A 16160-nucleotide genomic window follows, 5' to 3' on the forward strand; every position below is an offset into this window, starting at 1 on the left:
CTTATTATAACAAATCTTATTACCTAGTACTAGTTTGAGCGGGGGACATTTTTCAGGATGACATGCTCTTCCCCGAACGTCATTCGCAAGCGGGCCAACAATTCTTCATCGTGACGGACGGCATATAATGACGGAAGCGTCTTCGTCTCACGCGAATCAGCGTAACGAACGACGACCGGGATATCCCCCGGCACGGACTCCAACATTTGCTCGAGTGCGGCTAATTCATTCTTAGAATCCAATTTGACGAATAGGACGTCCTGACCGAGTGGACGGAGGCGTTCCAATATGAATTGACGCTCCCCTTCGCGATCTTGAACCTTTAATTCAATTAACAACACATTCCCTAAATACAGTGACCGTCGGAAACGTTCATATTGACTCGGGAAGACGACGACCTCTTCATTCGAATAACCGTCGACTGCCTGAATGACAGCCATCGTTTGACCACGTTTCGTCTTAAATTCCCGGAGTTGATCAATATAGCAGACTAAATAATGCGTATCTACTCCGACTCCGAGGTCATGAAAGTAGGCAGACGCGATTGGTGATTTCATCGCTGTCGTTAATGGCGAATACGTCAACCAGAATCCGAGTGATTCTCGTTCGAGCCGTGCCCAGTCGGAATCGCTTCGATTGGAAGACTTTTGCGTCCGACGTTTCCCGAGAATCGCTAATTCATCCGGCAATAAGGTGTTCGATGACGCCGTGAAATACTCGAGCACCTCTTGTTCAGCAAGCCCGCGGTCTCCGTGTGTCGCACGATCAAATGCACCACTATAGAGCAATAGTTCGATTTTTGCGCGTTCTTTCTTGCCCCAACCGACTTGCGTCAATAGATCAGCAATCGTCGCCGCATGCTTCGAGGCTTCTTTTAACCGCTCAAACTCGCGTTCGGAAATTCCTTTGATGACATGAATCCCCAGTCGAATGCCTTTACCTTCTAACGAAGAACGGTAATCTGAAATCCAGATGTCGGGCGGCAAGATGGGAAGACGTCGTTCACGCATCAGTCGAACGAGGCGTTCCGGCTGATCGACGGAGACGAGTAGAAAAATCTGCGGAAAATGCGCTTTGATGTAACCGAGCGCATAACTGATTTTAGAATAAGCTACCGCGTGACTCCGGTTAAACCCATATCCGGCGAATCGCTCGATTTGCTCATAGAGTGAATGGGCGATCGTTTCATCGAATCCGTTCGTGCTTGCGCCTTTAAGGAAACGAACGCGCTCTTGTTCCAAGGAATCCGTACTTTTTTTCGAAATCGCTCGTCGTAGAAGGTCCGCTTGCGCCAGTGTAAAACCGGCTACACGCCGTGTGATTTCCATGACCTGTTCCTGATAGACGATGATGCCGTATGTTGGCGCAAGCACCTCTTCAAGTACCGGGTGTATCATCTGATACGGTTGTCCCGCCTTTCGTTTCGCATACAGATCAATGAATTTCATCGGTCCCGGTCGATAGAGCGACATCGTCGCGACCAAATCCTCGAATCGGCTTGGTTTCACCTCACGCAACGTCTGCTTCATTCCGGTAGATTCGAATTGGAAGATATCGTCGGTTTCTGCACGCGCGAAGACGTGAAATGTAGCCCGATCCTCTTCCGGTATCTGCGCCAGCGTAAAGGAAGGATGTTCTCGCCGAATCAACTCTTCCATCCGACGTAACCGGCTCAAATTCCGCAGACCGAGTAAATCAATCTTCAATAACCCTTGGCGCTCTAGTGCCTGCATCAGAAATTGCGTGACATACCGTTCATTTGGTCCCGACTCGACCGGTGTTGTCTCGACCAGCTGTTCGGACCCGATAACAACGCCAGCCGCATGCACCGAACGTTGTCTCGGCAACCCTTCGACAGCTTGGGCGAGTTGCAGTAACTGTCGTCGCTTTTCACTTCCAGAAAACCAGCGATAGGTCTGCTTGTTTTGCTCGATTCCTTGTAAGGTCGTTGATTTCCCGAGCTGTTTGACCGCGGCATCCAGTTCATCCTTGGAAAATTCCAACGTTCGACCGACATCCCGAAGTGCCGCTTTCGCACCCAGTGTCGACAACGTACCGATTTGGGCAACATGGTCTTTTCCATATCGCGCAACTAATTCCTCCAGTACTTCCTCGCGCCGTTCATCTTCGATATCAATGTCGATATCCGGCATGGATATCCGCTCCGGATTCAAAAATCGTTCGAACAGCAAGCCGTACTTCAATGGATCGACTGTCGTGATACCGAGCGCATAACTGACGAGGGATCCTGCTGCAGAACCGCGTCCCGGACCAACCTGAATTCCTTTTGCCTTTGCGTTACGCACGAGTTCTTCAACGATCAAAAAATAGTCGGCAAAGCCTGTTTTTTCGATGACGGATAACTCATAGGCTAGCCGCTCTTTCGCCGGTGTATTTTCGTGACCGTGCGCAAGCAGGCCTTCTTCAGCCAACTGTCGTAACACCGCATTTGAATCCTCTGCGACTCGGGGCAACGAACGATGCTGGACCGGTAATACCAACGGAACTGACGTATCCCCGAACTTCTCCGCCATCGCAATTTCGCGTTCCGTGAAGTCTTCCAGTAGCTCCTCACGTGTCTTCAAATGCATCAGCCGGTCCGTCTTTTGATCTTGGAACGTCGTCGCTTCACGAATTGCTTGGATTGCCTGAAACGCTGGTGCCTCATCACGGCGTAAATAACGAACCGGATCCACCGGGACTGTCTCTATACCAAGAGAAGCCGCTACTTCCCTGTAACGCATCCGGCTCTCTCGCCCGACCGTCGAGCGACTCGATGTTACGCCGAGGTATGTGTCAGCCCCCGTCGCTCGACCCATCCATTGAACGACGGAACGACGCAAACGCGCGGTATCTTCTGACGCTTGCCGGAGAGGAAAGAGGACGGCTATCAGTCCCGAAGTATCGGTCACAAGCTGATGGCTCGCCAATCGGTACAGTTGCTGTAATCCATCCGACGAATAAGCAAACCATAAAATAGAGAGTTCTTCTTCCTCGAGCCGTTGTTCCCAGCCAACGACCGGCTGCAGACTCCGGCTGTTACAGGCGTCGATGAACGCCGGAACCCCCGTCAAAGTCGTCTCACAGATGATGGCCCGTTTCATTTGACGGCGCACTAACTCATCTAGGTAACGATCCAGTCGGATTAAACTCTGCAACGGGCTGTATTGTGTTCGAACATTTAAATGCATCCTCAGTCTCCTTTCTCTTCTAAATGAAAAAGCTACAAAAAGTTTTCAGAACATTCATATCTAACTCACTCAAGTACTCGCCATCTGATTTATTATTCGCTACAATAAGTATAGAAATATCATGACGTGTACGGAAGGAGCATTTCTCATGATTCTCAATCGCAGTCAAATCGCACGTGAAAAGGTTGAACAATTGAAACTCGGTGTTACCGCTTTTACAGAAACCGAAGAAATCGCTGAGAAAATTCGCAAGTCTGTTGCTGAACTTCAACTGAATGTCATTGAAGACCATACAGATCGTGGCGTTTGGTTCATTCCGCAAGATGAAACAAAAACGAAGTAAGCGTAAAAAGGCTGTTCGCTCCGCTTCCTCTCCAGAGGAATGAGATCGAGCAGCCTTTTTTCCATTTAAAACTGGAAGTCAGCAGCGACCTCGTTCAACCGATGGATGACATCGTCGACTTCTGCTAGCTGATAAATCGTTGCTCCGGATGCCATCGGGTGTCCACCACCGTGGAATTCTTTTGCGACTTCGTTGATGACTGGTCCTTTTGAGCGGATCCGGACGCGGACTTCCTGATCAGTTTCAAGGAACAATGCCCAACATTTCATGCCTTTCAAACCGGCAAAACTATTTACGAGTAATGAAGCTTGTTCCACGGTCGCCCCGAACTGCTTGAGTGTCTCTTGAGTCAGGACGACATAGCCGACGCCGTGTTCAGTCAGTTGGATGTGTTGCAAGACATACCCTTGTAAATGAAGTGCCGTCAGTTCCGTCTCGTACATATTCCGGTATAGCCAGTCCGTATCAATACCAGAATCAATCAGTTGTGCCGCGACTTCAAAAGTTCGTTTGGTCGTGCCACGGAACTGGAAGCGCCCTGTATCACCAACGATCCCGGCATAAAATTGAATCGCAGCAGCTGTCGGAATAGTGTATCCCCATTCGTTCAATACATGAACGAGTAGTTCCGATGTTGAACTCATCGTCGTATCGACCAGTTGCACAGCCGCATAGGGATCTTCGTCCGGATGATGATCGATTTTAATGATCTCTTTACCTGTCATTGCGACCTTCCCGTCAATCCGTGCTTGGTTCGCCGTATCGAGGATCACGACTAGCGCTTCTTTGTATACAGCGTCCTCCACTTGATCGAGCTCACCCATGAAGGAAAGCGATACCGCCATTTCTCCTGCCGACAAAATAGTCTTTTCCGGAAATTGATGTTGCAACGTCAATTGTAAGCCGAACTGACTGCCGAGAGCATCGGGATCCGGTCGTTCATGGCGGTGAATGATGATCGTCTTCGCTGCTTCAATCATTTGTTTGATTTGCTCTTTCACTGTGCACAGCTCCTCTAATCTTGATATGATATGAGATGAAGACAAAAAGGAGGTTCTTTTCACATGCAATTCATCCTCATCGCCCTCATCGTTTTCTCGCTTGGTGGGTATTTATTAGCCAAACGCCGCGCGTTCCATACGAAAAGCACGAATCGAAAATACCTATTTAATACGCAAGCGAGTATTTGGTTGAGTCTGTTCGTCATTTTGTTCGCGGTCAACCAATTCGTTTCCGGGAACGGATTAACGACACTCGTTGGAAAAATCGTCTGTTCCGTTTTAATCATCGTTGGCGTTGCTTCATTCATCGCCGGGTTCATCCGGTACAAAAAGATTTATCCGTATGTCGTTCGCGAGATGGAGCAATCCTAAGCTAGATTCAGAGGAACCGAAGTCAATTGACTTCGGTTCTTTTTGTATTCATTTAACGATCAATGAGTTGGGACGTCACGAGCGCCTTCGCTACGATTTGTGTCCCTTGGTACATCTCGACATCGACCTTCCCGAATTTCCGACCGACGTCAAAGACATTGGCTCGAATCGTTACCGTACTCTCGATTTGAACAGGTTTAATGAAATAGATGCTGACGTTCTCAATGACAAGATCACCTTTTTTCATGTGGCGCAGCATCCGTGTTGCGCCCTCGACAAGTAGGGTCGTCAATACACCGCTAGAGGCCGTTCCCATGAAGTTCGTCATCTGCGGTGAGACTTCAAGCGACAGATAAGGTCCTCTTTCATCTTCTGCTGACTTGATTTGTCCCGTGATCAAATCGTCGAACGTCTCCCCGACCTGCGGTTGACGATTCGCGAGTTGCAACGCTTTTAAGACATCTTGACGACTGATGATCCCGAGCAATCGACCATACTGGTCAATGACCGGTAACATCTCGATCCCTTCCCATACCATCTGATGCGCGGAATTGGTGACACTTGTCCGGATACCGACCGTGATCGGATGACGCGTCATGACTTTTTCGACAGCCCAGTCATGCGGACGGTCAATGATGTCTTTCGCCGTAACGACTCCAACGACCTTCATTTGTTCATCGATGACCGGATAACGATTGTGTTTCGTCTGTTCATTCAACTCGTGCCACCGTGAAATCGGATCCGTCGTTTGCAGATAGAATGTATCATGTAACGGGATTAAGATATCGGAAACGAGCAAGATTTCTTTTTTGATCAACCGGTCATAAATCGCCCGGTTAATCATCGTTGCGACCGTAAACGTATCATAAGATGTCGAGATGATCGGGAGCTCCATCTCATCTGCCAATCGTTTCGCATCCTCCGTCGTATCGAACCCTCCCGTAATCAATACGGCCGCCCCTGCTTCAAGTACGAGTTCATGTGCTTTTTCACGGTTTCCAATGATGACAAGGCTATCGACATCAATATAACGCATCATCGCCTCAAGCTTCATTGCTCCGATGACGAATTTCGTCAACGTCTTATGCAGACCATTTCGTCCCCCGAGTACCTGACCATCGACGATGTTGACGACTTCAGCGAACGTTAATTTCTCGATATTTTCCTTCTGTTTCTTCTTAATCCGAATCGTGCCGACTCGTTCAATCGTCGATACGAAGCCTAGATTTTCTGCTTCCTTGATGGCGCGATAGGCCGTTCCTTCGGATACGGTCAAATCCTTCGCGATTTGTCGGACAGAGATCTTCGTTCCGACATCAAGATCTTCGATATGTCGAATGATCTGTTCGTGTTTCGTAGGCATACTGTATCCCTTCTTTTCCTTTTTTCTACTCTCCTGTCATTATACTGTACTACTCTAAAGATGGAAACGTGTACTAGTCTGATTTGCGAGAAATGTTTTTCAATCCGGACGATGGTATACTTATGTAGAAAACGGAACAGAAAGGTGGAGTTATACATGAACGAACGTACGAATCAAATCAGTCATTTCCTGAAGGAGAAAGGGATCGATTTAGCTGTCGTGACCTCTAAAGCCAACGTCTTTTATTTTTCAGGCGTATATGCCGAACCCCATGAACGTGTCATGGCCGTTCTCGTGGACACGACAGGGAAACAAGCCTTATTCTGTCCTGCACTTGAAGCAAGCATCGTCGAAGCGAGCCCTTGGGAAGGGGACGTCGTGACGTATGAGGACCACGAAAATCCATTTGATCGCCTTGCTGAATTATTCCAGACTTTCGAACACTCGAATAACCGAATCGGTATCGAAGGTGAGCATATGACGTTCGGTCGCTACCAAGAGCTCAGTTCACGACTCGAGAATGCAGCAATTCTTGATATCGGTGAATCATTACAAGCCCTGCGCCTGAAGAAAACACCGGAAGAGATCGCGATCCTTCAGGAAGCAGCAGCACTTGCGGACGAAGCGGTCGAGATTGGGAAACAGACCATTCGTCCCGGTATCACAGAAATGGAAGTCATCGCGAAGATTGAATATGAAATGAAGAAAAAAGGCGTCCGCGAGATGTCATTCGATACACTTGTCCTGTTCGGTGCAAACAGCGCGGATCCGCACGGTGTACCTGGCGATCGCGTCATCCAAGAAGGTGACTTCGTCTTATTCGACCTCGGTGTCGTCTGGAAAGGTTACTGCTCAGACATTACACGGACCTTCATTTACGGTGAAGCGAGCGAAGAGCAGAAAACAATCTACGAAACGGTCCGTCGCGCACTCGAAGCCGCGACAGAAGCAAGTCAAATCGGTACGACACTCGGTTCGCTAGATAAAGCAGCACGCGATGTCATCACCGAAGCTGGCTACGGGAAGTACTTCTCGCACCGTGTCGGTCACGGACTCGGCATCGAGGTGCATGAATTCCCGTCCCTCGCGTCAAACAACTTACTGACGGCTGAAGCCGGGATCGTCTACACACTCGAACCGGGCATCTACGTCCCCGGAGTTGGCGGCGTCCGAATCGAAGATGATATTCACCTTACTGCTGAAGGTCCTGTTGCGTTGACACGCACACCAAAACACCTTCAATCGATTCCGTCCTCTTAAGCCGGTTACGATAAGAAAAAACACCTAAGCTATCGACTAGCTTAGGTGTTTTTCATGTTCATTTGCGCGATTGGTGTACGACATTGACGCCACCCGTCACATCAAGAATCGCCCCTGTGATCATACTTGATTCTTCTGCGAGCAAGAAGGAAATCGCTCGTGCAATATCTTCCCCGACGCCCGATCGACCGACCGGTGTCGCCTCATCCGCTTCCGCTTCAGAAATCCGTTTTGTCTTATTTTCTCCGACGATGTTACCAGGATTGACCATGTTGACCGTGATGCCATGTTCCGCTTCTTCAAGCGCTACACTCTTCGTCAAACTCACCATCCCGCTTTTAGCAGCAGCGAATGCTGCCCGGCATACCCATCCGGGTGCTGTCGCACTTTCCGGGAATCCGTACGTAATGACCCGCCCATATGCTTGCTTGCGCATGACGGGTAATACTTGACGTAACAGCCAGAAACTTGCAGTCAGATTTCCCGTGATGACTTCGTTCCATTCCTGATCGGTATAATCCACCAATGCTTTCCGTTCAAAAATATAGGGTCCTGCATTAAGTATCAACGCATCAATTCGACCGTGTTCGTCAATCGCTTGTCGGGTTGCGCGTTCCAATTCCTCTTGCTTCGTTACATCCGCTTGAATCGTTACGAGATTCGGATGTGTAAATTCGGGTTCAGAACGATGGAATGCCGTCACTTTCCAACCTTCTTCTAGTAACTGGCGAGTCACTCGCTCTCCCAGTCCTTTTGTACCTGCTGTAATTAACGCGTGCCTCATCTTGGCATCGCCCCCTTTCACTGACTCCATCTTACGACGGAACGGAAAGGAAGGACAATTTTTAGAACTCGACGAATGTTTCATCCATTACCAATTAGAGAATGGTATAATTAGGATGTACTCATCATATCGTTTACGAAGGGATGGATTCACCATGGCAATCGTCTATCACAATGTACTCGTAGCAGTAGATGGCTCAAAAGAAGCGGAACGCGCATTCGAAACGGCAATCGATGTTTCATTACGAAATGATGCGAAATTGATCATTGCCCACGTCATCGATACTCGAACGTTCGCAACAGTAGAGGCTTACGACCGCACCATTACGGAACGTGCTGAATCTTATGCGAAGGAATTGCTAGACGAATACGTCAAGACCGCGCAGGATCGCGGTGTACAGGAAGTCGAAGTTGCGATTGAATACGGTTCACCAAAAGTCACGATTGCAAAAAAACTCGCTCCTAATCACGATGCTGATTTGATCATCTGTGGTGCGACCGGCTTAAATGCTGTCGAACGTTTCTTCATCGGCAGTGTTTCCGAAAGTATTACACGATATGCAAAATGTGATGTCTTGATCGTTCGTTTATGAATCACTCTTCTATCAAAAGGCCGACCTTCCTTTACCTTCAGGAAGATCGGTTTTTTGATGTCTTCTTAAAAAAATCCATCGAACCAATGTCCGATGGATTGAACTCATTTATATTTCACTGTGACTGTACGGCGTCCCCAGTTGAATGCTTCTGAACGGGAATAGTAAAGGATGTCCATCTTTTTCCCTTTGATGGCACCGCCTGTATCAGCAGCTGTATACGTCCCTTTCAATTTCCCTTTGTAATACACTTTGACTGTCGAACGAAGCGGAATGACACGTGGATCTACCGCAACGACTTTCTTTTTAGAACTCTTGATGTTCCAACCGATTGCCGTCAGGTTACCACTACCTGGATCATACGGTGTGTATGCTGTTGCACTGACATTCGTGATTGTCTTCCAACCACCCGTCGATTGTTTTTTCGATCCGCTTGACGTTACGACTTTCGAGTAGCTTGCGCTGAGATAAGCTGTTTTTCCTTTATAGCTTACTTTATACCAGTTGCCTGTTTTTGCTTTATATGGCAATGTTTGATTTTTGTATAAGAGACCAAGTTTTTTTGAAGATGTCGTAGCTTTTTGGCGAATGACTAGGCTATTGACTGATGACTTGACGTTTTTCTTAGTTGCGGCTTCCGCTTGAAGACCAGCGAACGAGCTGAGTGCTAACACGACCGTTAAAACACTTGCGAGCATTCGTTTCATCATGTATTTTCTCCTCCATCATTGTTCCGTGTTTGTTAACTGAGATTAATATACATGACAAAACAGGGCAGTGCCGTTACATATAGACCACAAAAATATGACCGTACTATTACTTTTGTATTACAAAGGACTCATTTTTTTAAAAATTTCTCCTTTTTGACGTCCGATTTTACAATAATGACGTTTTATTTTTTGTTATATGACAAACCGTGTAACAATAGAACGAACGTTCTTATTTTATCTTCTTCGTTTCTCCTACAAAAAAAAGACCGAATCGTTATCCGAACGATTCGGTCCCTCCTTAAAAATTATGCGTTTTGAGCAACCAATCCACCAACGCGGACTGTATCACGTGCAATCATCAATTCTTCATTCGTTGGAATGATGATAACTTTGACCGGTGAGTGTGGATAGTTAATGAAGAGTTCTTCTCCACGAGCTCCGTTGTTGAGTGATGGATCCCAGTAAACGCCCATGAATTCGAGACCACGTAAGACACGCTCACGGATTGAATCTGAGTTTTCCCCGACACCAGCTGTGAAGATGATCGCATCGACACCATTCATCTCAGCAGCATATTGCCCAATGTAACCGTGGATACGGTTCGCGAAGATACGGAGCGCCATCTCTGAACGGTGGTTTCCTTCTTTAGCAGCCGTTTGAACATCACGCAAGTCACTTGAGAGACCTGATAAACCGTAAATTCCAGACTCTTTGTTCATGACATTTAAGACGTCTTCTGCTGTTTTGCCTGTTTTCTCCATCAAGAATGGAATCAAGGCTGGGTCAAGCGAACCAGAACGTGTTCCCATCGTGATCCCTTCAAGCGGTGTGAAGCCCATCGTCGTATCGATCGATTCGCCACCAGAAACTGCTGCGATCGATGCTCCGCTACCTAAGTGACATGAGATCAAACGGAGGTCTTTTAATGGACGACCGAGTAATTCAGATGCACGTTCCGTCACGTATTTGTGACTCGTACCGTGGAAACCGTATTTACGGATACCGTATTCTGTATAGTAATCATACGGCAAGCTGTAAAGGAAGTTTTCTTCCGGCATCGTTTGGTGGAATGCTGTATCGAAGACCGCTACTTGTGGTACTTCTGGGAGCAATGCTTGGAATGCCCGGATGCCGATCAAGTTTGGTGGAATGTGAAGTGGTCCGAGTTCTGTATACGACTCGATATCCTGCATGACTTCGTCTGTGATCAATACAGAGTCAGCATATTTTTCTTTACCATGAAGAACACGATGTCCGACACCTTTAATCTCATCATAAGACGAGATGATTCCGAACTCCATCAATTTTTCGAGTGATAACTCGACTGCTTCTTTATGTGTAGCAAGTGGGAGAACATCTGTATACTTCTGTCCTTCACCATATTTAATCGTAAAGATTGCATCGTCTTTACCGACACGTTCCACGAGTCCGACTGCAATCATCGTTTCGTTCGGCATTTCGAGCAATTGGAACTTCAAAGACGAACTACCTGCGTTTACCGCCATAATTTTTGCCATGATTTTTCCCCTTTTCCATTTGAATCCAATGAACATTCACATCTGTTTAGGTTTTCTTCTATTTCTGTTCTACAACTAGAATAGTCAAATTAACGACAGATTTCAATCACTTTGCGTAATTCATTTTAATTCTGTGTTAATCCATTCATCAATCTGTTTCACCATTCCGCCAAACGAGCGGGCATCCGTGAAGGACGGCAACTCAGCAAGTAATGCTTGTTTCGGCATCTTCATTCCTGCTAAATGATTCCGGATGATCAAATAACTTTTAGCGGCTTGTTCCTGCTTGAACATCGTGAGTGGTAACTGCAAGATTCCGACGACATGCGCTTTTGATTCAAAGTACTGTTTCAACTTTCCTTCCGTATCGTGTTGGAACAGACCATTCGGAATGACGAAGACACCGAATCCACCCGGCTTAACGTATTGCATCGCCTGCTCGATCAACAAGAAATGACTATAGCTCATCCCTTCGTCCCGTTTCAAGATGTAAGAAGAAGCCGCCTCCTCGTCTGGATAATATCCGACAGGAAGATCAGCCATTGCAAGATCGACCGGGTCTAGCAACAATGGACGTAACGCATCTTGATGCGTATACGTAACAGGGTAATCGAGTAATTCCGTCACTGCTGCCGATAAGCGGATCAACGTCTCATCCACCTCGACTGCTTCTGCAGAGGTACCTGTTGACAACTGACTTAAAACAGCATGCAGCATGCCACCCGTTCCACTCCCTAACTCCAGCAGACGGACATCCTCCTTACCTACCAATTTCCCGATTAGATAACCGGCAAACAAAGCGACGCTATCCGGAGTCGGTAAATGGTTCGGTTGCGCTTGCTTCATCCCTTCGAGAATAGCGAGAGATACTGCCTTTCGAATCACTTCTTTATCTACATTTTCTGTGTGACGATTATTCAGTCGATCAATCACTGTCGTCAACGCTTCTAAATACGGCATATCGAGATCACGTTCGATTTGTTTTGTTTGACGTGTTAATTCCTTATATAACTTTTCTAACGGCTCCATGTACGTCATCCTCTCCAAAACGAAACGGCCCCCCGTATAGCGGGAGCCGTTTCTATCATTAGTTCCATTGTAACGCTTCAGCGGCGTTTGTAAACCATTCTTACTTTGCTTCACGTGCTGCAGCGAGTGCTGCTTCGAAATTGACTTCGTCTGTCGATTCTTCGAGGTATTCGACATACGTGATTTCGTTGTTCGAATTAAGGACGAAGACAGAACGAGCAAGTAAACGTAATTCTTCGATTGCTACACCATACTGTGTACCGAATGAAAGATCACGGTGATCAGACAACGTTACGACTTGATCAAGACCGCTTGATGCACACCAACGACGTTGAGCGAACGGAAGATCGTTTGAGATCGTCATGACCGTCACACCCTCGATTGTTGCTGCCTCTTCGTTGAACTTACGTGTCTGCGCATCACATACGCCAGTATCGATCGATGGAACGACACTGATGATTCGAACGCCTTGATATGTATCGCGTGTTACGGGTGATAAATCATTTGCGAGTACTTGAAAGTCAGGTGCTGTTTGTCCGACTTGAACCGCTGTACCTTGAAGTGTGATTGGATTTCCTTTGAATGTAGCCATGTAATTTCCCCTTTTCCCCTGATCGGATATACTGTATTTTCTATTTAACTATAGGAATGATCCGAGAAGATGGCAAGCATTCTGCTATAATTCATGGTCTTCAGTACACCTCCTCTTAAAAAACAGGTATAATGAAAGAGTTCATGAAACGCTTTCAAGGGGGAATTGACCATGGCTCGTAATAATGTCTACCTGTATTACCGAAATACACAAAAACACGAGACGCAGGTAAGAAAGTTGATCGATGTCGGTACTCGATATGGACTGAACGTCGTTCAAGATCATAAGAAAGCAAACATCATCGTCTCGATTGGTGGAGACGGAGCATTTCTACAAGCTGCACGTTTCACCGGCTTCCGTGATGATGCAATCTACGTCGGATTCGCCGAAGGACCAAATTCCTTCTACTGCGATTTCGATATCAATGACCTTTCCGCTGTCGAAGCGATTTTTAAAGAGACGGGCAACCGTGTCTCGGATGGTGAAATCGAAGTCCGTCGTTATCCATTACTGGAAGCATCGATTAACGGTGGACCACCGATGCTTTGTCTAAACGAATGTTCCGTGAAGTCGAGCATCATCAAATCACTTGCAATCGAAGTCTATATCGATGACTTCCTCTTTGAGACCTTCCGCGGGGATGGAATGGTCATCTCAACACCGACGGGCTCTACGGCTTATAATAAGTCACTCTCTGGTGCGATCGTCGATCCGTTGATCCACTGTCTTCAAGTCAGCGAGATTGCTTCCGTCAACAACAACCGATACCGGACGCTTGGTTCTGCTTTCTTACTGAACCGCGGACGTAAACTCTCATTACGTATCATTGAAGATGGGAACGACTATCCGATCATCGGGATGGATAACGAAGCACTCAGCCTGACACGAACGGATTCTGTCGATATTCAGCTTTCTGAAAAAGAACTTAAAACCGTTAAATTGACGAACAATACATTTTGGCATAAGATTCAACGTTCCTTCTTATGACAATAAAAAAATCTGCCTCTTTGGGGCAGATTTTTTTATTGCGTCTTTCGTTACGTCACCCCTTATACTCCAATCAAAGGAGGAATACAGATGACTTATTCCACTCAGGAAATTGCCACACTCACCGGTGTCACGAAACGAACATTATATCATTACGAAACAGTCGGTTTACTCGTGCCGCAACGCACGGCTACCGGTCATCGGTGTTACAGCAGGGAAAATCTGTTACGGTTACAACAGATTCTGCTCTATCGTGCACTTGATTTTCCACTGTCAGAAATCCAAACGTTACTCACACAATCTGATTCCAATCATCAAGCGACACTGAAAAACCAAATTGAACTGCTTCACGAACAAGCTGCGCATTACCGGATGCTTGCTCAACTCGCTGAACAGACACTTTTAACTTTTAAAGGAGGGACTCCGATGAAAGACGAACAACTATTCCGCGGTTTACGTCACGAAGAAATCGTCCTGCATGAACAGCAGCATACAGAGGAAGTCGAGCAATACTACGGCGATACTGACGCTTACCGGATCAATGCAACAAGACAACAACAACGTACGCCGAATGAAAAAGAACAACTGAGTACCATGCACAAACAGCTCGACCGACGCCTGACGACCCTCTACCGCGATGGGCGCGTGACGACGGATCCAGCCGTTCAACAAATCGTCAAAGAACAACATGACTTCATCGATACGCATTATTATCCATGTGAATTATCCATCTTTGCATCACTCGGTCAGATGTATGTGTCCGACGAACGGTTTCGCGCTTATTACGAGGCCTATGCCCCTGGACTGTCCTCTTTCTATTCAAAAGCGATTTCGCACTATACGCAAGCATCACACTAAGGCTGCTTCCGCCTGATAAACGGTTTTGCCGGCTTGGATCGTCTCGACCAACCGGTTATTCAAGATGGCTTCGCCACGCAAGCGATAGAAGTCTTCTTCAAAGATGACGAAGTCGGCATCATAGCCCGGCAGGAGTAAGCCTTTGCGTCCATGGGTCTCCGTCGCAAGATGCGGATTTTTCGTAAAGAGTAACAGTGCTTCGTACATCGATAACGTTTCATTCATTTTATTGACACGTCCCGCGGTCCCTTCCGTCGCAGCGTACAGGGAACGTCGGACATCGGGATCAGAGATCGGCGCATCCGCCCCGCCGCACAATAATGCGCCAGTTTCTGCCAGTGAACGTAAACGATAACTCCAGTCTAAACGGTTCAAACCGAGTCGATCGACGATGAAGTCGGCATCATCTAATAAAAAGACCGGTTGAACGTCAATCAGGACCGGCAGCTTACGAATCCGGGCAAGTGTCTCCGGACGGACGACCGTCGCATGAATGATGCGATCCCGCTTTCCTTTTGGCGCTGGATATTTCTCAAGCACTTGGACGAATCGTTCAATCGCTAAATCACCGATGACATGGGCCGCAACCGTAAACCCGTAACTGCGCGCTCGTTTAACGAGCTGCTCCAGTTGTTCCGGTGTATGCACTTCGATACCGCGTGTCGTCGGATCATCGGAATAGCCGCGACCGAGAAGAGCGGTTCGCCCTCCGAGTGCACCGTCGACGAACAGTTTCATCGCACCGATTGACATCGTCTCCGGTAAGGTAGGCTGTTGTTGCACGAACTCGTCGATGACAAGATGGTGCACGAGCAGATGCGTACGGAAGCCCGTCTCTTCTGTCACTTCCTTATAGGCTTGGAGGATTTCCGCAACATCTCCGTGATACGACAGGTCTTCCGTGTGTGCCGCAATGATCCCGTATTGGTATAGATTCTTGATTGCTGACCGGAGCGATGATTTATTTCGTTCCAAGTTTCCGGCCTGTAACGCATATAAAGGTTCCAGCGCTGCATCATATAGGAATCCGTCAGCTTCGCCGTTACCTGCCAAGCCGATTTTCCCGCCTTCCATGACAGTCGATGCTTTGTATCCGAGCTGTTGGAACAAAACATCGTTAACGAGTGCTGTATGACGGTCTGTCCGTTTCAATAGGGCAGGTGCATCGGGGAACAACTGGTTCAGCCATGCTTTTGTCGGTGCACGATCGAGTTTCGTTTCGTCATACCCTTCCGCCACATGAATCCCATTGATCGGTTCTGCTTTGAGAAAAGCTTCCCCTAACGCTTCAAGCGTCGCATAACGCGAAGCATCGACGCGATTGATGGCTTCTCCGTATCCGATTAAGTGAATATGTGCATCTGTAAAGGCCGGATATACGGCTTTTCCGTTCAAGTCTTGAATCCGATCGATCCGTCTGCCGAAGCGCCGGCGTAATTTTCCTTCTTCCCCCATCGCGATGATGCGTGTCTCCTCGACGAACATCGCTGAATGGACATCCTCTTCATGTGCCATCGTCCGAATTAATCCGTTTACGTATAATGTACCCACTCTACTCACT

15 protein-coding genes are annotated in these 16160 nt (G+C 47.4%); 6 read left to right on the forward strand and 9 right to left on the reverse strand.

The window, feature by feature from the left end; all coding sequences use genetic code 11:
* Positions 1 to 29 precede the first annotated feature (29 nt).
* Complete coding sequence (gene dnaE / locus ACRPK8_RS00920) at positions 30 to 3191, reverse strand: DNA polymerase III subunit alpha (RefSeq protein ID WP_432236507.1); 3162 nt, start codon at positions 3189 to 3191, stop codon at positions 30 to 32.
* A 148-nt stretch (positions 3192 to 3339) separates the two neighbouring features.
* Between dnaE and ACRPK8_RS00925 the strand changes: the two genes are divergently transcribed.
* Positions 3340 to 3534, forward strand: a complete 195-nt coding sequence (locus ACRPK8_RS00925) for a hypothetical protein (protein WP_294740417.1) — start codon at positions 3340 to 3342, stop codon at positions 3532 to 3534.
* 65 nt (positions 3535 to 3599) lie between these two features.
* Here the strand turns inward: ACRPK8_RS00925 and ACRPK8_RS00930 are convergent, their stop codons facing one another.
* Entirely contained in the window at positions 3600 to 4535 is a 936-nt protein-coding gene (locus ACRPK8_RS00930) for a DHH family phosphoesterase (RefSeq protein WP_432236508.1), read from the reverse strand.
* Between the two features lie 63 nt (positions 4536 to 4598).
* Here ACRPK8_RS00930 and ACRPK8_RS00935 point away from each other — a divergent pair, with 63 nt between their 5' ends.
* On the forward strand, positions 4599 to 4907 hold the full coding sequence (locus tag ACRPK8_RS00935; RefSeq protein WP_050677658.1) for a YtpI family protein: 309 nt from the start codon (positions 4599 to 4601) through the stop codon (positions 4905 to 4907).
* 52 nt (positions 4908 to 4959) lie between these two features.
* Here ACRPK8_RS00935 and ACRPK8_RS00940 read toward each other — a convergent pair whose 3' ends face one another.
* Positions 4960 to 6270, reverse strand: coding sequence for a DRTGG domain-containing protein (locus ACRPK8_RS00940; RefSeq protein ID WP_432236509.1), 1311 nt, complete (start codon positions 6268 to 6270; stop codon positions 4960 to 4962).
* A 156-nt stretch (positions 6271 to 6426) separates the two neighbouring features.
* On the opposite strand from ACRPK8_RS00940, the gene ACRPK8_RS00945 reads away from it, so the two are divergent.
* Positions 6427 to 7530: a M24 family metallopeptidase gene (locus tag ACRPK8_RS00945; RefSeq protein ID WP_432236510.1), complete on the forward strand. Its 1104-nt coding sequence runs from the start codon at positions 6427 to 6429 to the stop codon at positions 7528 to 7530.
* Between the two features lie 58 nt (positions 7531 to 7588).
* Here the strand turns inward: ACRPK8_RS00945 and ACRPK8_RS00950 are convergent, their stop codons facing one another.
* On the reverse strand, positions 7589 to 8314 hold the full coding sequence (locus ACRPK8_RS00950; protein ID WP_432236511.1) for an SDR family oxidoreductase: 726 nt from the start codon (positions 8312 to 8314) through the stop codon (positions 7589 to 7591).
* A 154-nt stretch (positions 8315 to 8468) separates the two neighbouring features.
* On the opposite strand from ACRPK8_RS00950, the gene ACRPK8_RS00955 reads away from it, so the two are divergent.
* The gene (locus ACRPK8_RS00955) at positions 8469 to 8906 is read left to right on the forward strand and encodes a universal stress protein (protein WP_029342342.1); all 438 of its coding nucleotides are present in this window, start codon (positions 8469 to 8471) and stop codon (positions 8904 to 8906) included.
* A 104-nt stretch (positions 8907 to 9010) separates the two neighbouring features.
* On the opposite strand, the gene ACRPK8_RS00960 is transcribed toward ACRPK8_RS00955, so the two are convergent.
* The 4 genes from ACRPK8_RS00960 to tpx form a co-directional block, all read right to left on the reverse strand.
* Positions 9011 to 9616, reverse strand: a complete 606-nt coding sequence (locus ACRPK8_RS00960; RefSeq protein ID WP_432236512.1) for a 3D domain-containing protein — start codon at positions 9614 to 9616, stop codon at positions 9011 to 9013.
* Positions 9617 to 9921: 305 nt separating this feature from the next.
* Complete coding sequence (locus ACRPK8_RS00965) at positions 9922 to 11133, reverse strand: acetate kinase (protein WP_432236513.1); 1212 nt, start codon at positions 11131 to 11133, stop codon at positions 9922 to 9924.
* A gap of 120 nt (positions 11134 to 11253) precedes the next feature.
* Positions 11254 to 12162, reverse strand: a complete 909-nt coding sequence (locus tag ACRPK8_RS00970; protein WP_432236514.1) for a class I SAM-dependent methyltransferase — start codon at positions 12160 to 12162, stop codon at positions 11254 to 11256.
* A gap of 100 nt (positions 12163 to 12262) precedes the next feature.
* The gene (gene tpx / locus ACRPK8_RS00975; RefSeq protein WP_432236515.1) at positions 12263 to 12754 is read right to left on the reverse strand and encodes a thiol peroxidase; all 492 of its coding nucleotides are present in this window, start codon (positions 12752 to 12754) and stop codon (positions 12263 to 12265) included.
* Between the two features lie 171 nt (positions 12755 to 12925).
* Here tpx and ACRPK8_RS00980 point away from each other — a divergent pair, with 171 nt between their 5' ends.
* Positions 12926 to 13741, forward strand: coding sequence for an NAD kinase (locus ACRPK8_RS00980; RefSeq protein WP_432236516.1), 816 nt, complete (start codon positions 12926 to 12928; stop codon positions 13739 to 13741).
* Positions 13742 to 13831: 90 nt separating this feature from the next.
* Positions 13832 to 14599: a MerR family transcriptional regulator gene (locus tag ACRPK8_RS00985; RefSeq protein ID WP_432236517.1), complete on the forward strand. Its 768-nt coding sequence runs from the start codon at positions 13832 to 13834 to the stop codon at positions 14597 to 14599.
* Here the strand turns inward: ACRPK8_RS00985 and ACRPK8_RS00990 are convergent.
* The gene (locus ACRPK8_RS00990) at positions 14591 to 16150 is read right to left on the reverse strand and encodes an amidohydrolase (protein WP_432236518.1); all 1560 of its coding nucleotides are present in this window, start codon (positions 16148 to 16150) and stop codon (positions 14591 to 14593) included. The genes ACRPK8_RS00985 and ACRPK8_RS00990 overlap by 9 nt on opposite strands.
* Positions 16151 to 16160 lie beyond the last annotated feature (10 nt).

This window comes from Exiguobacterium sp. TDN 0502 (assembly GCF_050846835.1).
GTDB lineage: Bacteria > Bacillota > Bacilli > Exiguobacteriales > Exiguobacteriaceae > Exiguobacterium_A.